The organism is Wolbachia endosymbiont (group A) of Alloplasta piceator, from assembly GCF_964028505.1.
GTDB lineage: Bacteria > Pseudomonadota > Alphaproteobacteria > Rickettsiales > Anaplasmataceae > Wolbachia > Wolbachia pipientis.
Genome location: NZ_OZ034793.1, coordinates 518,559 through 541,728 on the forward strand (window position 1 = coordinate 518,559; position 23,170 = coordinate 541,728).

A 23,170-nucleotide genomic window follows, 5' to 3' on the forward strand; every position below is an offset into this window, starting at 1 on the left:
TAAAAGGATTTTTAAGAAATTGTCAAGCTATCTTTACATAAAAAAAATAATCAATGAACTTGGGAACAAGAAGATTGCTGCCAAGCTATGAACTATGCCTTTCTGTGTAATCTTTAAACGAACCTCTGTTAGAGTCAAAATATAGCTTCACACTGCCAATTGGTCCATTTCTCTGCTTTGCAATAATGAGCTCTGCAATGTTTCTAATTTTTTCCATTTTCTCTTGCCATTCCCGATGTTTATTGTTTCCTTCATTTGGCTGTTTTCTTAGTTCATAATACTCTTCTCTATAGAGAAACATTACTATATCTGCGTCTTGCTCTATGCTCCCTGAATCACGTAAATCAGAAAGTTGTGGTTTTTTATCATCCCTCTGCTCAACAGAACGAGAGAGCTGAGATAGTGCAACAATGGGAATATTTAGCTCCTTTGCAATTGCTTTCAAACCCTGCGTCACTTCCGAGATTTCTTGCACTCTATTTTCATTACTCCTTTTTGTTGTTCCTCTGATTAGCTGCAAATAATCAATGAATACCACTTCTACATTATATAATTGATACAGCAAGCGTATTCTGGTGCGAAGGGCACTAATTGATAGCGCAGGGGTGTCATCTATGATGAAAGGCAGTTCAGATAATTCTGTACTAGTATTGATAAATTCATGCAATTCAAAATCACTAATTCTCCCGGTTAATGCCTTATAATAACTAATCCCTGAATCTATAGTGATCAGCCTTGCAGTTAATTGCTCTGCTGACATTTCAAGCGAGAAAAACGCTACATAGTGTTGCTTATCTGCTCTTTTTTGCAACATCTTACAAGCATTGAGTGCGATGTTTAGCGCCAATGCTGTTTTTCCCATAGAAGGCCTTGCAGCTAAAATTAATAAATCAGATTTTTGTAGACCACCAAGAAGCTGATTTAGATCTTGAAGTCCGGTTGTAACGCCTAGCGCTTCTGGATTATTTTTCAGTGTGCTGATCTTCTCAACTACATCTTTAATTGAACTTGCAAGTTTTATATATGTTTTCTCACCTTGTTTTTTTACTGCCAAATTGAACAATTTTGTCATTGCTTGTTCAATTTGCGCCTGTGCAGGATTTTCAATATCGTAGTTGTAGCTATCACCAACTATTTCTTGCCCGAGCTTAATTAAACATCTCCTTAAGTAAGTATCACGGATTATTCTAGTCAAACTATAGATATCAAGCGCAATACTTGCCTTCGCTGCAAGCTTTGCTAAGTACTCTACCCCACCACATTCGGTAAACGCTTGGTCGTTCTCAAAAAACATTTTGAGGCTCAGTTCATTGGCAATTATGCCATGTTTCCTGGTTTTGGATATTTGCGTAAAAATACTTTGATGTAATGGATCATAGAAATTCTCCGCTGTGATTGTGTCTTCAACCGCATCACAGATTCTATTATCACGAATCATTGCACCAATAAGCATCTGTTCAGCTTCTAGGTTATGCGGTAATTTACATATTTCCTTGTCTACACTTCTTGAACCCAAGAGACTAGCTAATTCATTCATTTTAAGTTTTGAGAGTAACTGTTGATTATTGTAGAATATTTAGTCCTCATTTGAAAGATGTAAAGGCAAAAAAATTTGACTAATTCCGTGTTGCCTATAGCATTAAAACTTAATGCCCCTGTGGTGGAATGGTAGACACGGCAGACTCAAAATCTGTTGCTTGCAAAAGCATGCTGGTTCAAGTCCGGCCAGGGGCACGTTAAATATTGGAAAGTATATATATGTTACATAAATTTTTTAATCGTTTATTTTCTATTTTTTCTTCTATAAATGTTATTCAAAAGGTAAAGAAAGATGAAAATGGGATATGTTATGTAACGGGCCTCAGGCGCTATATATCAGTATTGCTTGATTTGATTATTATCGTTTTGTTCTTGCAGTTTTGCAGCCAAGCCTTAAATCAGCTCTTTATGAACTCAGAGGATAGCAAAATATTAAGTCAAATTGCTGCAAAATCCCCAATGCAAGCACCGCTGTCTGCGGAAGAAAAGACAACGCAGAGTAGACTTATAAAATTACTAATCCTAAATCAAATAGTCCAGTTTATTATGCTCTTTTGCTATGTAATATATATGTGGGTAAAGTTTGCTACTACACCTGGAAAACTATTATTTGGGCTTAGAGTTGTGGATGCACAAACTTTCGAAAAGATGACCCTAAAACAAGCAACAAAGAGATTTTTTTCCTTTATATTGTCAGTTGCACCATTGTTCTTGGGCTTTTTATGGTCAAATTTCAACAAACGCTGTCAAACTTGGCACGATAAGATCGCAGGCACAGTGGTTGTCACGAGTAAAAGCCTTAGAAGGCAGAGCTAAAAACTACTTGACACCCTTCGCCAGCCCCTTTATCATGATACTGAAGGTATTCATTTATCTTCAATCTGTGCAGATTAAACGACAACAGTATTACGTATTGGCGTCTTATTTTTAATTTTTTGCACTATGTGCATGCACTGGGATGACACCTCTGGGCACTGCCGTCGTAAAGGAACCAGTGTCAGCTACTTTCATGACACCCTTCTGGTAGGCCCAAATCGCAATGTTCGTACAGTTGTGGAATGAATCGCGGGATGACGGTTCGCGGTGGTATGACGTAGTAGCTATTTCTTGCAATCAAGTTTCGTTAAAAGTCAGATTGAATGGTTAAATCTTCCACCCAAATAACCACGCACTCTACTTGCTTGTTTGGATATATTTCTTGTACTAAGGTTTTATAGGTCAACATTTGCTTTTTTATTTCATTTAATGAGGAAACAGAAACGTTACGGTGTGACTTGTAGTCAATTATGATTGCTTTATCTTGCGTTATGCATAGCCTATCTAGTCGTACTAATACTGACTTGCCATCAATTGTTCCACTCAGTGTAATCTCTGATTTGCCTTCCAAGTCAAACAAATAGCCATATTTTTCATTAAAGGCTAATATTTTACTGTAAATTTCATCCTTATCTTCGCTGATGTTATCAAGGTATTTTCTGACCCAATTTTTTCTCCTTTCTTTTTCTATCTTGGGCATATACTGCAATATGCTGTGAATAATCAGGCCTCTTGCATAACCATCTGTCATCCCAATGCTCCTTGTTGTCATTCCAGCACTCTCATCTGTCATTCCAATACCCATGTCTGTCATTCTAATACCCCTATTTGTCATCCCAGTGCTTGACACTGGGATCCAGGCCTTTTTTTCTCCAGGTTCCAGCGTCACGCGCTGGAATGACGAAAGAGAGTGCTGAAATGATACCGAAGAGTGAGCTGACACTTGTTCTCCTTCTTTTTTACTGGATCCCAGTGTCAAGCACTGGGATGACAGGGGAGAGCGAGTAGCTGATGCTGGTTCTCCTTCTTTTTTACTGGATTCCAGTGTCAAGCACTGGAATGACATTGATAGGTTTGGTGGAAGGGAAATGACCGGAACGTCAAAGTAATCACGTTTTTTATAAATGTAAGGGTAGTTTGCATTCACGCATAATACTTCAACTTTTTCTTTAAATATTGGCCGTAAATCCCTTTGTTTCTTTTTATATGGTTCTCCGTACTTAGTGATTAGATCATACCAAGAGCCCTTTTGCACTGGCTCTTTACTTAAGATGTATAACTCATCTTCAGCACGTGTGAGTGCTACGTATAATAAACGCAAATATTCATTATAATCCTCTAGTTTTTTCTCTCTTTTTACTTGATCGCAATAAGCGTTGTTGTTTTTTCCACACCAAAATGGCACTTCTGTTCCATCAAAGATAATGCTTTCACTGTTTCTTGGCACTGTGTTTGTATCAACCAAAAATACTATGGGAGCTTGCAGACCTTTTGATTTATGAATTGTCATTATTCGCACAGCATTGCGTTCTGATTGCATATCATTCTTAATCTCCGGGTTATTCTCCTTGATCCACTGAACAAACGCTTGAAGAGATGGGTTTTCAAATTGCAACACGAGGTTCATAAATTCGTCTAGAACCTCAAAGCACTCAAGACCTAGCCTTGCAGCAAATTTCTTCTTACCTGTACGCAATATATGTGTGAATAGTTCAAGAGGAGACTCTGTGCGAGATAAGTTAATGAGATAGTTTAATTCACTGTAGATAACCACAGAATAATCCTGAATTCTTTCCCATAGTGAATGCTCTTTACGATCATATGCAATGTTAAATAAATCATCCTCGGTAAAATTGAATAACGGTGATTTTAAAGCATTTGCAAGAGCTAGATCATTTGCCTGGAGGAGTAAAAATTCGGCCAAAGCTATTAAGTCCTGCACGGCTATATAGTCCATAATTCTAAAATAATCTCGGCCTACAACTGGCACGTTTGCTTTTTTAAGTTCGCTTATTATGTAATCAACCAATACGTTTCGTTGTCGTACCAGAACCATAATGTCTCTTGGTTCTATATGGCGATCTTTAGCAACTAAAATCCGCCCTTCGTTTAACCAATTGTGAATTTTGTGGGCTATTGCCTGAGCAAGTAATCGATCTGCTATTGTATAACCTTCCTTACATATCAGAGGAATTTGTAAAGCTTGCTGTTCTTCCTCTTTACACTTTGGTAACGCTGGCCAAATTTCAATATATCCTTGATCATTTTCTCTATGTGGAACATGTTTTATTTCATTATCAACAAAAGATATTTCTGCGCGGAAGTTGTTAAATATTCTATCTACAAGCATCAAAACTTCTGGAGTTGAACGAAATGACTTTTCAAGTTGGCATGATATCCAATCTCTACCACCAGTTTTCGTATGAAAGTATTGTTGCATATAGTTGAATAGATGGGGATTTGCTCCTTGAAATCTGTATATGGATTGTTTTACGTCACCAACTACAAATAAGGTTCGCTTTTCATCATTACCGGCAAAAAATTCATCGCAGAGATTTGTTATAATTTTCCACTGGCTGATGCTATTGTCTTGTGCCTCGTCAACAAGGATGTGATCTATTTTTTGATCCAAGTTAAACAATATCCAATCTTTATAGTTTGGATTGCTAAGAAGATTTGTTGCTAAGTTGATTATATCATTGTAGTCAAGCAGTGCATTTTTTGATTTTTCACTATTATACAAATCAACATATACTTTAAATACACCAAGTAAGCTACTGGTTCTCTTGAATATTTGATAAGAGTTCATGTCTCTTATATGGGTAAATACTACATTCTGAACGCTCTCTATTATTTGCTCTGCATCTTTGAATTTCTCCAAAATACTTTTTGTTGCAATGGATGATATGCTCTTTTTTTCGTGCGATTCTGATTTGAGAAATACCTTGGCTAGGTTTTCTATTTTGGTGTCATTCCACTTTATTCCGGTGTCATCCGAGTAGCTGACACTGGTTCTTTTTTTCTGGATCCCAGCTGGGATGACAGTAGAATAAAGTATTTCACTATAACTCTGATCTCTTTTACTGCCTTCACTTAATATCTCGGCTAGTCTTCCCACGTGCTCAGTCGTTTCACTCTGTAAATCATGAATTCCATCTGGAGCATTGAGTTTTTCTTTGATGTATTCTGAATCATTTGCTGACATCGATCTTTTTACACATAAAGTATAAAGCAAATCGCGTAGTTTATTTTCATCAATTTCAGTTGCAATAAGGTTGATATCATCCTGCACAGTTTCGTTATGAAGCACTTTATTGAATATGATGGAATGTAATTCTTTACATTCACTCAGCGTGCAATTTGGAGCAATGCCAGCTTCTATAGGAAAGCTGGAGATTAATTTGTAACAGAAAGCGTGTATGGTTTGTATAGTTAGACCAAGATTTTCCAGTTCAGAGAAAAGCCTTCTTGCTCTTGTTAAGTGACGATCAAGTGCTTCATTTTTTCTGGATCCCTCCGTTATCCCAGCACTCTCCTTTGTCATCCCAGTGCTTGACACTGGGATCCATTCTTCCTTTTTTCTGGATTCCAGCGTCAAGCACTGGAATGACACCGATTCCTCACTTAAATGCAAGAGGTCTAGTTGTTCCAGATCCATTATTAATTCACTCTCTGAGCATATTGCCCACTTACTGAGTATGCTGTGAATGCGATTCTCCATTTCGTTTGCTGCAGCATTGGTGAATGTTAAGCAAAGAATATTTCTTTTGTTTTCTAATAAAAGTCTCAATACTCTGTCTATTAAGATTTTTGTTTTGCCTGTACCAGCGGACGCATTTACCCACACAGAGAAATTAGGATTTATGGCATTTGATCTCATCAGAAGTTCGAGAACCTTATAGAAGTTGACTAAAATAGCATTATACATATAATGTAAAAATAGTGTTAGTGAAGATATATAATGAAAAGTTTTTGTGTAAAGGCGCCTGCAAAAATCAATCTTTTTTTGCATGTTGTAAATAAGAAGGAAACAGGATATCACTTGATTGAGGGTTTGTTTGTCTTTGCTAATCTCTCTAATTTTTTGGAAATAAAAGTAGGTGAGAAGGATTCTAGATACGATAACTCTACAGTTGAATTTATAAACTCCGAGTCTAGAATAAATAACCAGTATAACACTGTAATGAAAGCGGTTAATCTGCTGCTTAGGCATGCTCCTGTACGCACTAAAGTCACTGTAAAGGTTGTAAAAAACATACCAATTGCTGCAGGACTTGGTAGCGGATCCTCAGATGCTGGAGCTGTGGTACGTACGCTAGGGAAGCTGTGGGAGATTGATAGGACGATTTTAAATGAAATAGCCTTAAACGTTGGTGCTGATGTTCCTGCAAGCGTAGATAGCAAGCCAGTTTTTGTTAGAGGTATTGGCGAAGAATTATGCCACATTAAAAAATTCTCTTTATCTACAAATGTGGTGCTTGTGAAACCGAAAAAAAGGTTTTTGAGTACACCAGAGGTATTTTCCAAACATGAAGGAAAATTTTCTGAGCCAATTAAATGGAGCGATGACGCTGAAAAGGATTTGTTGAAGCTTCTTAAAGAGACGAGAAACGATCTTCAAGAAATAGCAATAAGCTTTGTACCTGAAATTAAGGATGTGATATCAACACTTGAGTCACAAGAAGGCTCTATACTTTCTCGCATGTCAGGCAGTGGTGTATCATGCTTTGGAATATTCGATAGTGAGGAAAATGCAAAAGCTGCTGCAGTTAATATCGGAAAAAAGCAACCAGAATGGTGGGTATGTGACACTCAATTAATAGTTTGACTTATGCCCTTAATTTCCGAGAATAAAAATCTTATAAATGGTTACAGGGAAGGAAAATTTTTGGTGAATAATAGAGAATATTGCGGCTCAATTATAATTTTTCCTGAAAAGGTGATTAAATTGAAAGAAAGTGATATAAATAGCAAGGAACATTTTAAATCTTTTTTAACAGAGGAAATAGAAATTTTGATAATAGGTACTGGTAAAACACGCAATATACTAAGTTCTTCAGTGAAGTCCTATCTTATGGAACAAAAAGGTTTAAATTTTGAATTTATGACAACAGGTTCTGCATGCAGAACCCATAATATTCTGATATCCGAAGATAGATTTGTTGTCAGTTATCTAATAGCCATATAGCATGTTTGAAATGTTTACCCAGGATTTTTTCATCAACAGTCTAGTTGCAGTAGTTGTAATTAGCCTAGTAACAGGCGCTTTAGGATCGTTTATGATATGGCAAAGGTTATCTTATCTTGGTGATAGTTTGTCCCATTCTTCGTTGCTTGGTGTTGCACTTGCTTTAATCTTTAAGATTAGCCCATCGCTTAGCATAATGCTCATTGCAATTACATTTGCTATACTACTTTCTCTTAATTTTAACAGATTATATTCTGCTGATACGATATTGAACATTGTTACCAATGTAGTTTTATCATCGAGTTTAATACTTATGTCTTTTCTTCCATCTGGCAATAATAGTATTATTAGCTCACTGTTTGGTGATATATTAACGCTCGATCAAAGTGATATAGTATTGATTTTTTTAACCTCTGCAGTAGTTACTTTGATATTAATATTTAGATGGCGTTATTGGTTAATGATTTCAATTAATCAAGATTTAGCAGTAGTTGAAAAAATTAATGTTACCTTTGTTAGACTAGAATTTTTAATCACTCTTGCTATATTTATAGCAATTGCTGCCCAATTAATAGGAATATTACTTATTGCTGCATTTTTGCTAATACCAGCAGCATCTGCAAGGCTCATTTCGAAAACTCCGATGCAGATGATTATTGTTGCAACAGTTTTTTCTGTGATCTCTGGGATATCAGGTCTCATGTTATCTGCAAGTTTTGATTTGTTAACTGGACCTGCAATTATACTTGTTGCAGCCGTATATTTAATTATCGCTTATTTTATAAGGCTAGTATTAAGCAGGTTGGCTTAATTTTAATCTCGAATGTTAATAATTTTGTAATATACTCATTATAAAACATCACTATCTTAGCACAAAATAGTTTTTGCTATACTATTATTTATATGCTAATGATAAGTTGTTAATTTTATGGAGTAAGCAATATGAGCGAAGAGGGATTTTTTTCCAAATATATATCTCAACCTGTGAAAAAATTTTATAATTATATTACAGGAAAAACAGAAGAGTCGGATAATGTGCAGAGTACGGCAGATGATATTGTACAAGAAAGCTCAGAGTCTTTGGACACTCATGTACAATCAAATGAGAATGATATCATATAGGTGGCATGAGGGTTACACCATCCAAAGTTAAAAGATTCCTAGAGAAACCTGATGCTTTACGTGGTGTGTTAATTCATGGAAGTGATAACAGTAGGGTTGATTTTTATGTACAAGAAATAATTGCCAGTTTGGATGAGTATTCAGTTCAGGTGATGGATTTTGCAATAGTGAATAAGTCACCCGGTTTACTATTTTCTGAATTGGCAAACATTTCGATGTTTACCAGCAAAAAATTAATTAAACTGATAAATGTGAGTGGAGGTATATCCAAAGAGTTAAAAAACGTATTGGATTATAATGCAAGTGGTCATTATGTAATGATGACAGCAACTGATCTTCCACACAATTCTGCAACCAAAAGTTATATGGAGAGTTCAAAAATTTTTGGTGTGATTGCTTGCTATAAAGACAGCAACAGCAATCTTTATGATATTATATCAAGTTACTTAAAACAAAATGATATAAAATGCACAAATGAGATAATCTACCATTTGCAATCTTACTTTAATCATAGCAAGCTGCCTATATGTTCAGAACTTGAGAAGTTAGTTTTATACTTAGGGGAGAGAAAAGACCTAAAACTTACTGATATAGAATTATGCTTTTCAACTTCCGGCAACGACTATGCTACACTTGATGATCTATGCTCTGCCATAGCAAGTAAAGATATGTCGCGTTTCATTAGAATTTCTGATGCATTGATATCGCAAGAAAATTTTTCACCGATAGCACTAATTCGCATTATATCAAATTATTTCCTACGCCTTGAAACCGTTTTGCTGTCAGTGCAAGGTGGAATGAGTGAGCAGGCTGCGATTGATCAGCTAAGCCCTCCATTGTTTTTTAAACAATTGCAGAGTTTTAAATCTCATTTGAAAAGTTTGCAACTTTCAGAACTTAAGAAGATCTTGGAAAAATTGATAAGCTTAGAAGTTACCTGTAAAAAAACTGACTTGGATCATAAAATGATTTTTCAACAGGTGATTTGTCATATTACAAATACAGTTACTTGCTATAGCTAACAAAGATAAGGTGTAACCAGACTGCATTCTGTGATTTTAGCAAAACACGATCTTTCATTTGAGCTTTCTTCAATTTAAAATAAATACAGAAAATTGCTGCCTATAGCTAAAGTAACTTAGGTTCACCGACAATCGTCATCCCGCTACTTGTTAGCGGAATCTATGCCGAGATACCGCGAATGAATCGCGGTATGACGGTTCGTGGCGGTTATGACGTGTTAGCTATAGCTATCTTCAAAAATATGGTTGAATAATTGTTAATAATAGTGTATAATTATTAATATTTTTAAGCACTTTGGCTATGGCTCTTTCAAAATTTCTCGATCCTCGCAATGATTTGTGTTTCAAAAAAATCTTTGGAACGGAAAAAAATAAGAATATCCTTATTCACTTTTTGAACGATATTTTAGGGTTTACTGAGATAAATGCAATACAAGAAGTTGAATTCCTCAGTACTATTATGGATCCCGAAGTTGCCTCTGATAAACAGAGTATTGTTGATGTTCTCTGCAAGGATTCTATTGGTAATAGGTTTGTGATTGAGATGCAGCTTGCTCGTGATAAAGGTTTTGAGAAACGTGCCCAACTGTATGCTGCTAAGGCTTACTCAAGACAATTAGATAAATCTGGCAACTACATTGATTTAAAGAAAGTCTTCTTTATTGCTATTTCCAATTGTAACTTACTTCCTGAAGAAGTTGATTATATCTCTACTCATAATATACGTGATATAAAAACCAACGGCCATTACTTAAAAGATTTGCAATTTATCTTTATAGAATTGCCCAAATTTTCAAAAAGTAAAGTAGAGCAGCTAGAAAGTACAGTAGAAAGGTGGTGTTTCTTTTTTAAATACGCAGAAGAAACAACAGAAGAGGACTTAAAAGAGATAGCAGAAAAAGCACCAATAATAAAGCTAGCATATGATGAATTAGACAAGTTTCGTTGGAACGAAAAAGATTTAGTAGCTTACGAAGAAAGGATAATGGATCTACGCAAAAAAGAAGCCATTCTTGAATACAGACTTGATCTTGCTGAAGAGAAAGGTAGAGAGGAAGGTAGAAAAGAAAGGGAAATTGAAGTCACAAAAGCAATGCTGGCTAATAATGTTGATGTCAACACTATTGTCAAGTTTACTGGCCTTTCTATTAGTGAGATTGAAGAATTAAGTGGAAATCTGTGAACGGTTACACTTGGAAAACCTTTGTGGCATAATTTAAGTGGGCAGCGTAGTCTACGATTACCGCATAATTTACTATATAGATATTCCAGAACATACAGACTTCAATTGAACACAGAAAAGATTCTTATCAAAGTTAATTACCCTTATTATCAATAACTATTAGCTACAGACCAGTTCTTGTTAAGTTACAGTAAAGAAATGAGTCATATATAGCTAAACTGACTTACGACAATTTGAAAAAACATCATTCCGCTACGTGTTAGCGGGATCTATGCCGAGATACCGCTAATGAATCGTGGTATGACGTGTTAGCTATAGAATATAGATCAGAAGTGACAGAGCTTAAAAAAAGGCCTAACATTCTTAATAAACGTAAAAAGCTTTATGAAAATCAGAGTTGGAGTAATAGGCTGCTTAGGCAGGATGGGCAAGAAAATACTCAATGAATTAATTACAAATACCAAAGTGGAAATAGCAGGTGCTGTTGCCCGTTCAGGCAGTAAGTACATAGATTCAGATATTGGACCAATTATAGCCAATCTAGGAATTAAAGTTACAAGTTCTATTAGTGGCATATTTGAGTTATCCGACGTTGTAATAGATTTTACAACTAAAGAATGTATGTTAGACTGCCTTAAAGCAGCTGTAAAATTTAAAACACCGCTGGTTAGTGGCACAACTGGAATAGAAGGTGTCGATTTGAAAGAATATGCTGCTGAAGTTCCAATATTATGGTCAGCAAATATGAGTGTTGGGGTTAATGTGTTGCTGAAATTGGTAAAAAAAGCTGCTGAGCTTTTAGGTAATGAATATGACGTTGAGATTTGGGAAATGCATCATAACTTAAAAAAGGATTCACCATCTGGAACAGCTATAGAACTTGGCAAAACAATTGCTAATGCTTCAAAAGTGGATTTTCAATCCAATCAATATTTACATAGTGGTTCAAACATAAGAAAAAAGGGGGGAATAGGTTTTGCGGTATCTCGTGGAGGTGGAGTAATAGGAGATCACAGCGTGATGTTTGTCAATTCTGATGAACGGATAGAACTAAACCACAAAGCAATTGATCGCACAACATTTGCTAGAGGAGCTGTTCAAGCAGCAGTATGGCTATACGAAAATAAAAGAGAAATTCCGGGGCTCTATTCAATGCAGGATGTGATATGAGCAATACACGTGCCTCTGTTAAAGATTTAAATCTCTGGTACGGCTCTAAGCAAGTTTTATTCGATATAAATTTGAATATTTATAAAAGAAAAGTTACTACTTTTATCGGACCATCCGGGTGCGGTAAATCAACATTTTTGCGTTGTTTTAATCGTATGAATGACTATGTACCTGGATGCAAAACTGTTGGTGAATTAGATATCGATGGGCTGGGTGATATATATTCACGCGATATGGATGTTGTGCTACTCAGAGCAAAAGTTGGCATGGTATTTCAAAAGCCAAATCCTTTTCCAAAATCAATATACGACAATGTTGCTTATGGACCAAAACTGCATGGTATGGCGAAGGATAAGCAAAAATTGAATGAGATGGTGGAAAATAGTTTAACCAAGGTTGGTTTATGGGAAGAATTGAAAGACAGATTGCAAGATAGTGCACTCAATTTATCCGGTGGCCAACAACAGAGGCTATGCATCGCTCGCGCAATTGCAGTGAAGCCAACTATTTTATTAATGGATGAACCGTGCTCTGCTCTTGATCCAATGGCAACCAATGCAATCGAAAATCTTATACAAGAGCTGAAATTAAGATTTACTATAATTATGGTGACTCATTCAATGAAGCAAGCTAAAAAGTTATCTGATAGTGTAATTTTCTTTCATAATGGCAGAATTGTTGAGTCTGGAAGCACTCAAGAAATATTCGAAAATGCTCAATCTCCCTTAACAAAGGAGTATATCCTGGATCATTAAATTTCTGACCTTACCCAGAAAAAGTGGAGAGAAAGAAAAGAGTTTTTTTGGGTAAAATAAAATTTTGGAGGATTAGAAATGGTAAGAGAATATACAGCAGAATTCAAATTGGAAGCTGTTAAACTGGCAAATGAACAAAGAAAGGCAGGTCAAACAATTACAAAAATAGCAAAGGATTTAGGAATAAAGGGTGGTTTATTAGGAAAATGGATAAAGAAACACAACGAAAAAAAGTCGGCAGCAGATGCATTTCCAGGTAGAGATAACATGGCTCCTTACGACAAAGAGAGATTTGATTTACAGAAAGAGTTAGCAAAAGTAACAAGAGAAAGAGACATTTAAAAAAAAGCCCTGGCCAGTCAAAAAGAGTAAAATATTTTTTCATAAAAGAGCATAGTAAACACTATAAAGTGCAGGAATTATGTAGGGTTTTCTGCTAGTGGCTACTATAAGTGGACTACAAGGAAAATAAGCAGTAGAGAATCAGCAAATAAAGAGTTATTAGCAGATATTCAAAAAATATATCAAGCTTTTAAATGTAGATATGGAGCTCCTAAAATTCATGCTGAATTGAAGGCTTTGGGTAAAAGTTGCAATTTGAAAACGGTGCAAAGTATTATGCAGAAAAATGACATCAGGGCTATACTGAGAAGAAAGTTTAAAATTAAAAAACAACAAACAGATAATAGAGCTGTAGCTCCCAATATACTAGATCAAAACTTTATTGTTGATCAACCAAATAAAGTATGGGATTACTTACATCAAAACCAAGGAGGGATGGCTATATTTGGCAGCAATAATTCTCACGTATGGTAGTTAATGAGTAGTGCAATAAATAAACAATTGGTTATGAACTCTTTATTAATGGCCATTAATAGGCGTAAACCTGTTAAAAATCTACTGCTGCACAGTGACCAAGGTTCACAATATACTTCGCAAAGTTATCAATATCTCTTATCCATAAAAAACATAGATGAGTCATAAAGGTTGTTGTTACGACAATTCTGTTGTGGAAAGCTTCTTTAGCTCATTGAAAAGAGAAATACTTATTGATACTTCACAACACTCTGCTCAACAAACTAGAACTGCAATATTTGAATACATAGAAATTTTTTATAACAAACAACGTCACTATTAACTATTGCATTCCAGAACAATTTGATGCATCATTCTTTTTGTAAAAAACATTCCAAACTTTCTCTCCACTTTTTCTGGGTAAGGTCACTTCTTTATTAACTGTACTTAATATTTCTTCCCATTGCTTATAGTTCATTGCAATAACTTTACCTCTAATTTTAAATAGTATTTTTAATTATCACCTATCACAGCAAGTAAAGTCAACTCCAAATGAATTCTTAATTTTGCTTAGTAAGCACACTAACTATGAAACAATCTATATTACCATCAAAAACAGAATTTATATTGCCCACTTCATGTCCGGTTCTTAAATCCTTCACCATTTGATATGGATGCATAACGTACGATCTGATCTGATTGCCCCAGCCTATATCGCATTTTTTACCATATTCTTCAGCCATCTTTTGTTCTTTCTTTTCCAGTTCAATTTGGTATAAACGTCCTTTAAGTAATTTCAATGCCTCATCTTTATTTCTGTGTTGAGAACGACCATTTTGGCATTGAACTACAACACCAGTTGGAATATGCGTAATGCGTACTGCACTTTCAGTTTTGTTCACATGCTGACCGCCTGCTCCGGAAGCACGATAGGTGTCGATCTTTAGATCCTTTTCATCCACAGCAATATCAATTGAATCTTCTATCACTGGAGTTACTCCTACACTTGCAAAACTGGTATGACGTTTACCATTTGCATCAAATGGCGATATTCTAACCAGCCTGTGAATTCCACTTTCACTTTTTGCCCACCCATAAGCTTTTTCTCCAACGATTTTTATCATTGCAGACTTTATACCAACTGACTCTCCTTCTAATTTTTCTACAACTTCAACTTTAAAGTTGTGATAAATTTCTGCCCACCTTATATACATGCGCATCAGCATTTCAGCCCAATCATTGCTCTCGGTTCCGCCAGCTCCTGAGTGGATTTCTAAAAAGCAGTTATTATTATCTGCTTCACCAGTAAATAAGGACTCTGTTTCTTTATACTTGATTAATTTCTCTAGCTTAGCTAATTCATTTTCAACTTCAGAGAAAAATTCTTCATTATTTTCATCAATAGCAGACTTCATTAAGCTGATGGCATCGTTGTAATCGCTTTCCAGCTTTAAAAACGACTCTACGTCATTCTTAATTTTAGAACGTTCTTTTAAAACTTCTTGTGCTTTTTGGTTATCTTGCCATAGGTCATCATTCGACGCTTGGGAGTCAAGCTCTTCAAGACGCAACTTTAATTTTTCTATGTCAAAGACACCTCCTGATAAGAGAAATACTTTTATTTAAGCTTTGAAAGTGTTCAAGAATTTCTGGATAAGTTTTCATTATACTTTAGATTTTAATATATTTACTATCAATAACAATAACAGTAAACAAAATAGAAATTTAACCATATGATAGTTAATTTAAATAATTTCATTATACTTTAATGTTTAAGGAAATCAAGCGCGTATATTTATTAAAAAACAAGGTAAAGTAATGAATATTGAAATAAGTTCCCATTATGGTTTAGACAAAGCAGTTATTATTATCTGCTTCACCAGTAAATAAGGACTCTGTTTCTTTATACTTGATTAATTTCTCTAGCTTAGCTAATTCATTTTCAACTTCAGAGAAAAATTCTTCATTATTTTCATCAATAGCAGACTTCATTAAGCTGATGGCATCGTTGTAATCGCTTTCCAGCTTTAAAAACGACTCTACGTCATTCTTAATTTTAGAACGTTCTTTTAAAACTTCTTGTGCTTTTTGGTTATCTTGCCATAGGTCATCATTCGACGCTTGGGAGTCAAGCTCTTCAAGACGCAACTTTAATTTTTCTATGTCAAAGACACCTCCTGATAAGAGAAATACTTTTATTTAAGCTTTGAAAGTGTTCAAGAATTTCTGGATAAGTTTTCATTATACTTTAGATTTTAATATATTTACTATCAATAACAATAACAGTAAACAAAATAGAAATTTAACCATATGATAGTTAATTTAAATAATTTCATTATACTTTAATGTTTAAGGAAATCAAGCGCGTATATTTATTAAAAAACAAGGTAAAGTAATGAATATTGAAATAAGTTCCCATTATGGTTTAGACAAAGCAGTTATTATTATCTGCTTCACCAGTAAATAAGGACTCTGTTTCTTTATACTTGATTAATTTCTCTAGCTTAGCTAATTCATTTTCAACTTCAGAGAAAAATTCTTCATTATTTTCATCAATAGCAGACTTCATTAAGCTGATGGCATCGTTGTAATCGCTTTCCAGCTTTAAAAACGACTCTACGTCATTCTTAATTTTAGAACGTTCTTTTAAAACTTCTTGTGCTTTTTGGTTATCTTGCCATAGGTCATCATTCGACGCTTGGGAGTCAAGCTCTTCAAGACGCAACTTTAATTTTTCTATGTCAAAGACACCTCCTGATAAGAGAAATACTTTTATTTAAGCTTTGAAAGTGTTCAAGAATTTCTGGATAAGTTTTCATTATACTTTAGATTTTAATATATTTACTATCAATAACAATAACAGTAAACAAAATAGAAATTTAACCATATGATAGTTAATTTAAATAATTTCATTATACTTTAATGTTTAAGGAAATCAAGCGCGTATATTTATTAAAAAACAAGGTAAAGTAATGAATATTGAAATAAGTTCCCATTATGGTTTAGACAAAAAGGCTATTGATGACTTAATAGAGTCACTTGATAACGAGGAGCTAGAGAATGTTCGTAATATTGTAAAAACGATAGACAGTGTTCAGTTAGCTTATTTTTTATCTACTTCGATCAGTGATCACAGGGAGAAATTAGTTAATATCCTCGATCAACATTTGTTAAGTGATGCCCTAGTGCATGTAGTGCCAGATTTACAAATAGAGATCATAGAAACATTGGGAATAGAAAATACAGCAAAGTTACTAATGCTCCTTGATGTAGAAGATATAGTAACCATAGTGAAAGATTTAGATAGAAAGTCTGTAGAAAATATACTTTACTATTTGCCCAGCAAAACTCAGAAATCGGTAGAGGAGTTGCTGTCATATCCAGAAGAAAGTGCAGGAAGGTTAATACATAAAGATATGGTTATAGCTCCATATTATTGGACAATAAATCAACTGACAGAATTTGTGTGCAACTATAAAAAAATACCAGAAAAATTTCACCAGATATTCATTATCAACTCAAAATTAGAGCCTATAGGCAGTGTTAATTTAAATAAGGTAATATCTCACTCAGGAGACACAATAATAAAAGAGATAATGGATCATGACATAAAAATCATTAAAACTGGAATAGACCAAGAGGAAGTAGCAAGAATATTTAAAGATTACTCTCTATTATCGGCTCCGGTAGTAAATAAGAATGGTAAAATTATTGGTGTGATCTTAATTGAAGATGTGATAAAAGTTGTTCAACAAGAAACAGAAGAGGATGTACTCAAAATAAGCGGTGTATCTTCTAAAGCCGATATAAATGCCCCTATACATAAAACTATAATTAAAAGGCTACCTTGGTTACTGTTTAACCTCTTAGCTGCAACAATGTGTTCCATAGTAGTTGGCTTTTTCGATGATGTAATAAAAAGTTTTATAGTGCTGCCAATAATCATGCCGATAATTGCATCAATGAGCGGAAATGCAGGATCCCAAACAGTAACGCTAACCATCCGGGCAATCGCAACAAAATATCTAACTGAGCAAAATGCAAAAAGAATACTGATGAAAGAATTTTTAATAGGTCTTATAAACGGGGTGATCTTATCTACTATTTCATTAGTAGTGTTAGCAATAAGGTTTCACAACTTCAAAGTGGAGATGATTTTTGTGGTCTCCATGATTATGATGTCAATTATTGCAACGTTCATCGGAACTTTCATTCCTATAATGCTTCATCGCTTAAAGTCTGACCCTGCCGTTTCTTCTTCAATCCTAACATCGGCAACAACTGATATTCTCTCAGCTTTTATATTTCTTGGTTTAGCTACGATCTTTTTATTATAGCCTTTCTTATAATAGTCCGAATGCGATAAGATATGTGTTTATGGCTATAGCAGGCCAGTAGCATATTACGGTCTGTTCGGATTATTGTAAAAAGAGCTATAAATAGCTAATACTATCTATAGCTATACCGCCGCGAACCGTCATGCCGCGATTCATTCGCGGTATCTCTTAGCATAGATCCCGCTAACAAGTAGCGGGATGACGAGAAAGGGGCTACTTGGATGACATTCTTCCTGGTGTGCCCAAATCACAATGTTCGTACATCTGTGGATTTATTCGCGGTATAGATATCGCTAACGAGTAGCGGAATGACGGTTTTTCAAATTGTCGTAAGTCAGTTTAGCTATAATATCAAATTTCACAACTTCACCAACTATTTCTTTCTATTAAATAAGAATAAATTACCTATACAAAAATAGATTGGCAATATTTCAAGTCTGCCAAGCAGCATTAAAAACGATAGAAATAATTTTACTTCATTACTGAAAGAGGAATAATTACCCGAAGGGCCTATTAAATTACTAAATCCCGGGCCAGAGTTTGTAAGCGTTGCAGAGACTGAACTGATGCTAGTTATAAAGTCTGCATTGCTTAAGTAAGACATCACTATTGATGAAATGGTAAACGTTAACATGAAAATTGCAAAAAATATAAAGACAGAGTGAACTTCATCATTCTCCAGAATTTTTCCATTGAATTTTACTCCATTGTCTGCATCAGGGTTTAATAAAAGGTAAAAGTAATTTCTTATAGACCTTAAAAGAACAATCAAGCGGAAGATTTTGACACCACCACTTGAAGAACCACTACATCCACCAACAAAGGTTAGAAAAAAAGCTAAGACTGAAATGAAACTCCAATCTATATGATTACAGATTGCATAACCAGTTGACGTAATTAAAGAGGTGATGGTAAATGTGCTGCATCTAAATGATAATGATACTCCTAAATCAACATTTTTATACAACCAAAAACAAGCAAATAAAGATGAAACAATAGCTATCTTAACAAAGTAAGAGACCTGTTCATCATAGCAAATGTCTAATCGTCTTATAATTTTTAAATAGCTAAGAAAAGGCAGAGAACCCAAAATCATAAAAATGATCGTTATGACTTCTAACATAGGGTTATTGTAGTGCCCTATAGAATCGTTATAGTTAGCAAATCCACCAGTTGATACAGAGGACATTCCGTGGCATATTGCATCAAATAGTGGCATACCAGCTAGATAATAGGAAAATATGCATAACAAAATTAAGCCATAATATATTGCCGTAACATGAATCACTACGCTTCGCGTGTTCGGCAACTTCCTTTTGGTAGCATCTGAATATTCAGAATAAAGTAAATTATTTAGGCTGAGAACCTTAAACATAGGAAAAACTGCAATTCCTAAAGTGATTACACCAAAACCCCCCATGCCATGTAGCATTGCTCTCCATAGCAGTATTCCTGGAGATTGTTTTTCAATATCATTAAATATAGTTGCTCCTGTGGTTGTGATGCCAGATATCGTTTCAAACAATGCATCAACATAGCTCAGATTATCAAAATAGAAAGGAATAGCTGCAAACAGAGACAAGGCAATCCAGGTGCAACTAGTAATCGCAAAAATTGCTGGCATTCCATGCAATCTACTTAATTTACCGAGTAAAATAAAAATTGCGCCAGATGTGCAGGTAATTATGAATCCAGCGAGGAAATTTTTCCATTCGTAGCTGAGATACTTATTGGTAATAGCAGGAATAAGCATTGCTAAGCTAAACAGCAATAGGAATATTCCCACAATAAATACAATTGAACGCAAATTTTGTAAACGTTGATGATTTTTCATAGAGTTACTTCCTCGCTATACAAAGCCATAAAAGCTACTCTAACGTCAAGCATTTTGTTGGCCTTTATTAACAGTTATTAACAACATACTTGATTTACTTGTAAATATGTGTGATAATTAAATTTTTATTAGAGGTAAGATATGGTTGAATTAACTGATGCACAAGAAAAAATTCTAGGTTCATTAAGACAGGCAGTCTGGGATGGCAATTTTCAAAAAGTCCAGGACATATTCAACAATGGTGAACATAATGATATACAAGCAGTTTTGAACCACGAGGGGACTTTGACTAGTAACAAAGGTACCATTTTAGATTTTGTTATTGACTGTTCTGAAGCTAGCGTTAACACTAAAGTCGAGATCATTGAACTAATTTGGGAGGAAGCTGATCAAAAAACTCGTGATTTTTTGTGTGATTACAAGGTAACAAAATCTTTTGAAGATCAACCATATTTTACGGATACAATAGATGATCTTAAACGCTTTCAAGGAAAATTTGACCCTCATAGCACAGAATATTTTGCTCTTGTACAAGTTGTTCAAAAAATAGAAGATCACAAGTGGGTAATGGATCTTGATTCCAACTTACAAGAAGCAATAGAAAACCTTGATATTGATCAAGTTAAAGCAGCATTAGAGAATTGTGGTGAAGATGTAGAAAGGGTTTTAGAGCGAGAGGTATATTGGAGTAGTGGAAGAGTAGATGCCCTTTTAGTTTATCCTCTGAAAGTTGAATATAGTGAAGAATTGAACCAAGAAGATGTGGAAAAGATAAAAGAAAGCTTTAAATTAATGTTTGATGCTTCTCCTCCAGGGCTCCTTGGGTTCGAGCCCAATGGAAATAACTATGTAATGGATAAACTTACACGTGCACAAAAACGTTTTGCTAAAATACCTGGAGTAGGTGAGCAATGCTTTCAAGATTTGATTCAAGAATTTGAGGAAAAACTTAGTAAAAATGAACTAGATAATGCCAAGATTAATGATCAGATAGCATGGGATAAAGAGTATGGGACTCGATTTTCACAAGAAATCAATCAGGATCCGTCTGAGAATGATGATCTTAACTTTATAGATGACACTGATCTAGATCAAAACACCGTAAACTCTGCACCAACTGCAGACAACAAAACCCCAGAAAAAAACGATACAAACTTCTGGAGTGAACACAAAGGGAAGATCGCTCTGGGCGTTGTTGGACTATGCGTAGTTGGTGCTATTGCAGCCTATGTGCTGGCATATCCTGTAGTTGCATTAGTTTTAGAAGTTTTAGCAGTTTCAGCATTGGCTGTACTAGCTTATATTGGAGGAGTTTGTGAGAAATCAGAAAGCCCAAATACGAAAAGCTCGGACCCGGTTGTTTCTGGGGTGTTGCAACAACGCAGAACTGTCTAATTAGTAATCCATTGTCATCCCAGCGCGCCGCGCTGGGTCTGACTACGCTAGAACAAAGAATATAAAAGAAACGTTGCCGTCACGTTATATCATAAACCTTTGCTGAAGCTTTCTTTATATCTTCACTTGAAAGTGGAATTAGACCAAGCCTAGATAGGTACCCATCTTCAATGCCGATCGAATCTATAATTTCTTTTATGAATTCTCTTAATCCATCAACAGTATCCAGGTGTTCTTTCTTTATATAAAGGTATAGAGGTCTTGCTAATATATATTTTCCCGATGATATATTTTCGTAAGTTGGCTCAATTCCTGCAATTGTGCTCCCTTGTATTTTATCTTGATTCCTCATTAAAAAGCTAAAACTAAATATCCCTAAAGCGTTCTTGTTACTTTTCAATTTTTGTATTATTATGTTTTCATTAATTCCAACTTCTATATACCTTCCGTCATCCCTTATATTACCACATGCTTTCTTTCTTTCTTCCTGATCTTTATAATTCTCTTTGAAAATTCTCGAGTTCATGCATGAATATTGATCAAGCATAATAGAATTAACCAAAGTTTCGTATGTGCCTGTATTTTGATGTGGACCATAAATTTCAATTTCTGTTTTTGGTAAGGCTTGATTTACATCAGACCAAAACTTCTTATTATTTTTTACTAATTTATCATTTTCTTGAGAATATGCAGATAAAGTTTCAAATAAGTCCTTCTTTGTGAAATCAAATCTATGGCTTTGATTTGAATTTGCAATGACAATTCCATCATAGCCAATGATGATCTCTATCACTTCATTAATTTTATTTCTTTTACATAGTTCTCTTTCTACTTCCTTCATAGGGCGAGATGAAGTGGTGATGTCTGGAGTGTCTTCCCCTATTCCTGAGCAAAACATTTTGAATCCTGATCCACTTCCTATCGATTCCACAACTGGAGTCTTAAAGGAGAATACACGATTGAACTCCTCGGCTATAAATGAGATAAAAGGAAAAACAGTTGAAGACCCAACAATTCTGATGTATTTCCTGGCATCAGCATTTGACAGCGGCATGAATAATACGAATACAAAAATCAGGAGAAAGTTTCTAAGCATTATTTTTAGTTAAGAACATAAATCTAATTATTGTAACAAAAAATCAAACTGAAAAGCTTTAATTGCATGACAAAAGCTACAGTTTACATTTAAATTTTATTTTATATTATTGTAAGTATTACACAACTTTAAGGGGCAATTATGGCAGTTATGCCAGATAAATGGATAAGAGAAAAAGCTGAAAATTTTGGAATGATAGAGCCTTTTGTGAATCACAAAAGCAGCAAAGGTGTCATATCTTTCGGACTATCATCTTATGGTTACGACGCAAGAGTGGATAATAAATTTAAGATTTTTACTAACGTTAATTCAGCCATCGTGGACCCTAAAAATTTCTCTGAGAATAGTTTTATAGATAAAGAAACAGACGTATGCATAATTCCACCAAATAGCTTTGTGCTTGCAAGTACAGTGGAATATTTCCGTATACCAAGGAATGTACTGGTCATTTGTGTTGGTAAATCAACTTACGCAAGGTGTGGAATTATAGTAAACGTTACTCCCTTAGAACCTGGATGGGAAGGTCATGTCACACTCGAATTCTCAAACACCACTCCACTTCCTGCGAAAATTTACGCTAATGAAGGCGCATGCCAATTCGTATTTTTAAGCGGCGAAAGTGAATGCGAGAAATCATATGATGATATGAAAGGAAAATATATGAATCAGCATGGTATCACTTTGCCGCTGGTGAAGTGATTGCCATGAGAGTGGTAATTTTTCACTTCCGTACTTTTTCATTGTTGCTTACAATAATTATAGCTACACCATGTGCTTTTCTTAATTAAAAACTTCAATTATTCATTGTAAGTTGTTGAATTTCTTATCATAGTATCTGTTATCCGAGTAGCCCCTTTCTTGTCATCCAAGTGCCTTGACTACTTGGATCCAGCTTTCTATGTGACCTCATCAAAAATG

At 34.8% G+C, this 23,170-nt stretch carries 21 protein-coding genes, 1 tRNA gene and 2 pseudogenes; 17 read left to right on the forward strand and 7 right to left on the reverse strand.

All coding sequences use genetic code 11. The annotated features are described in order from the left end of the window. Positions 1–85: 85 nt before the first annotated feature. Positions 86–1,537 carry a replicative DNA helicase gene (locus ABWU31_RS02625; RefSeq protein ID WP_006279932.1) on the reverse strand — a complete coding sequence of 484 codons (1,452 nt, stop codon included), beginning with the start codon at positions 1,535–1,537 and terminating at the stop codon, positions 86–88. Between the two features lie 114 nt (positions 1,538–1,651). Between ABWU31_RS02625 and ABWU31_RS02630 the strand changes: the two genes are divergently transcribed. Next, positions 1,652–1,734 (forward strand) — tRNA-Leu (locus ABWU31_RS02630). A gap of 24 nt (positions 1,735–1,758) precedes the next feature. After that, positions 1,759–2,355 carry an RDD family protein gene (locus ABWU31_RS02635; protein ID WP_015589093.1) on the forward strand — a complete coding sequence of 199 codons (597 nt, stop codon included), beginning with the start codon at positions 1,759–1,761 and terminating at the stop codon, positions 2,353–2,355. Positions 2,356–2,662: 307 nt separating this feature from the next. On the opposite strand, the gene ABWU31_RS02640 is transcribed toward ABWU31_RS02635, so the two are convergent. After that, entirely contained in the window at positions 2,663–6,235 is a 3,573-nt protein-coding gene (locus ABWU31_RS02640; RefSeq protein WP_353271324.1) for a UvrD-helicase domain-containing protein, read from the reverse strand. Positions 6,236–6,316: 81 nt separating this feature from the next. Between ABWU31_RS02640 and ABWU31_RS02645 the strand changes: the two genes are divergently transcribed. The 12 genes from ABWU31_RS02645 to ABWU31_RS02705 all read left to right on the forward strand — a co-directional run bounded on the left by ABWU31_RS02645 (position 6,317) and on the right by ABWU31_RS02705 (position 13,933). Next, entirely contained in the window at positions 6,317–7,183 is an 867-nt protein-coding gene (locus ABWU31_RS02645) for a 4-(cytidine 5'-diphospho)-2-C-methyl-D-erythritol kinase (RefSeq protein WP_077188591.1), read from the forward strand. A 3-nt stretch (positions 7,184–7,186) separates the two neighbouring features. After that, on the forward strand, positions 7,187–7,543 hold the full coding sequence (locus ABWU31_RS02650) for an Mth938-like domain-containing protein (RefSeq protein WP_006279996.1): 357 nt from the start codon (positions 7,187–7,189) through the stop codon (positions 7,541–7,543). A 1-nt stretch (position 7,544) separates the two neighbouring features. Then, complete coding sequence (locus ABWU31_RS02655) at positions 7,545–8,354, forward strand: metal ABC transporter permease (protein WP_049973644.1); 810 nt, start codon at positions 7,545–7,547, stop codon at positions 8,352–8,354. 131 nt (positions 8,355–8,485) lie between these two features. Beyond that, on the forward strand, positions 8,486–8,665 hold the full coding sequence (locus ABWU31_RS02660) for a hypothetical protein (protein ID WP_007548716.1): 180 nt from the start codon (positions 8,486–8,488) through the stop codon (positions 8,663–8,665). Positions 8,666–8,670: 5 nt separating this feature from the next. Next, positions 8,671–9,687: a DNA polymerase III subunit delta gene (gene holA / locus ABWU31_RS02665; protein WP_006279994.1), complete on the forward strand. Its 1,017-nt coding sequence runs from the start codon at positions 8,671–8,673 to the stop codon at positions 9,685–9,687. 301 nt (positions 9,688–9,988) lie between these two features. Further along, complete coding sequence (locus tag ABWU31_RS02670; RefSeq protein ID WP_338482322.1) at positions 9,989–10,870, forward strand: Rpn family recombination-promoting nuclease/putative transposase; 882 nt, start codon at positions 9,989–9,991, stop codon at positions 10,868–10,870. A gap of 384 nt (positions 10,871–11,254) precedes the next feature. Then, positions 11,255–12,040 carry a 4-hydroxy-tetrahydrodipicolinate reductase gene (gene dapB / locus ABWU31_RS02675; protein WP_006279993.1) on the forward strand — a complete coding sequence of 262 codons (786 nt, stop codon included), beginning with the start codon at positions 11,255–11,257 and terminating at the stop codon, positions 12,038–12,040. Beyond that, positions 12,037–12,795, forward strand: coding sequence for a phosphate ABC transporter ATP-binding protein PstB (gene pstB / locus ABWU31_RS02680; RefSeq protein WP_065094809.1), 759 nt, complete (start codon positions 12,037–12,039; stop codon positions 12,793–12,795). Before dapB ends, pstB begins: the two co-directional genes overlap by 4 nt. 78 nt (positions 12,796–12,873) lie before the next feature. Beyond that, a complete protein-coding gene (locus ABWU31_RS02685) occupies positions 12,874–13,137 on the forward strand; it encodes a transposase (protein WP_265030145.1) in 264 nt (87 codons plus the stop codon). A 177-nt stretch (positions 13,138–13,314) separates the two neighbouring features. Then, positions 13,315–13,611 (forward strand): IS3 family transposase, encoded by a 297-nt coding sequence (locus ABWU31_RS02695; RefSeq protein WP_410541736.1) that lies wholly within the window; start codon positions 13,315–13,317, stop codon positions 13,609–13,611. Positions 13,612–13,659: 48 nt separating this feature from the next. After that, the gene (locus ABWU31_RS02700; RefSeq protein ID WP_353271378.1) at positions 13,660–13,779 is read left to right on the forward strand and encodes a hypothetical protein; all 120 of its coding nucleotides are present in this window, start codon (positions 13,660–13,662) and stop codon (positions 13,777–13,779) included. Next, positions 13,769–13,933 carry an IS3 family transposase gene (locus ABWU31_RS02705; protein WP_080717614.1) on the forward strand — a complete coding sequence of 55 codons (165 nt, stop codon included), beginning with the start codon at positions 13,769–13,771 and terminating at the stop codon, positions 13,931–13,933. The genes ABWU31_RS02700 and ABWU31_RS02705 overlap by 11 nt, the downstream gene beginning before the upstream one ends. A 217-nt stretch (positions 13,934–14,150) precedes the next feature. Here the strand turns inward: ABWU31_RS02705 and prfB are convergent. The 3 genes and pseudogenes from prfB to ABWU31_RS02720 all read right to left on the reverse strand — a co-directional run. Beyond that, a protein-coding gene (gene prfB / locus ABWU31_RS02710) for a peptide chain release factor 2 (RefSeq protein WP_353271325.1) occupies positions 14,151–15,255 on the reverse strand; the annotation gives its coding sequence in 2 pieces (ribosomal slippage) (positions 14,151–15,179 and positions 15,181–15,255; 1,104 coding nt in all). Between the two features lie 186 nt (positions 15,256–15,441). Continuing rightward, positions 15,442–15,832 (reverse strand): annotated as a pseudogene (locus tag ABWU31_RS02715) (PCRF domain-containing protein); the annotation flags it as partial. Positions 15,833–16,018: 186 nt separating this feature from the next. Then, positions 16,019–16,409 (reverse strand): annotated as a pseudogene (locus tag ABWU31_RS02720) (PCRF domain-containing protein); the annotation flags it as partial. 153 nt (positions 16,410–16,562) lie between these two features. Between ABWU31_RS02720 and mgtE the strand changes: the two are divergent. Beyond that, entirely contained in the window at positions 16,563–17,927 is a 1,365-nt protein-coding gene (gene mgtE / locus ABWU31_RS02725; protein WP_353271326.1) for a magnesium transporter, read from the forward strand. Between the two features lie 373 nt (positions 17,928–18,300). On the opposite strand, the gene ABWU31_RS02730 is transcribed toward mgtE, so the two are convergent. Then, entirely contained in the window at positions 18,301–19,761 is a 1,461-nt protein-coding gene (locus ABWU31_RS02730; RefSeq protein WP_236514849.1) for a TrkH family potassium uptake protein, read from the reverse strand. A 141-nt stretch (positions 19,762–19,902) separates the two neighbouring features. On the opposite strand from ABWU31_RS02730, the gene ABWU31_RS02735 reads away from it, so the two are divergent. Continuing rightward, on the forward strand, positions 19,903–21,156 hold the full coding sequence (locus ABWU31_RS02735; RefSeq protein ID WP_353271327.1) for a hypothetical protein: 1,254 nt from the start codon (positions 19,903–19,905) through the stop codon (positions 21,154–21,156). Between the two features lie 79 nt (positions 21,157–21,235). On the opposite strand, the gene ABWU31_RS02740 is transcribed toward ABWU31_RS02735, so the two are convergent. Continuing rightward, positions 21,236–22,252, reverse strand: coding sequence for a substrate-binding domain-containing protein (locus ABWU31_RS02740; RefSeq protein ID WP_353271328.1), 1,017 nt, complete (start codon positions 22,250–22,252; stop codon positions 21,236–21,238). A 141-nt stretch (positions 22,253–22,393) separates the two neighbouring features. Between ABWU31_RS02740 and dcd the strand changes: the two genes are divergently transcribed. Then, positions 22,394–22,951 carry a dCTP deaminase gene (gene dcd / locus ABWU31_RS02745; protein ID WP_006280485.1) on the forward strand — a complete coding sequence of 186 codons (558 nt, stop codon included), beginning with the start codon at positions 22,394–22,396 and terminating at the stop codon, positions 22,949–22,951. The last annotated feature ends 219 nt before the right edge of the window (positions 22,952–23,170 follow it).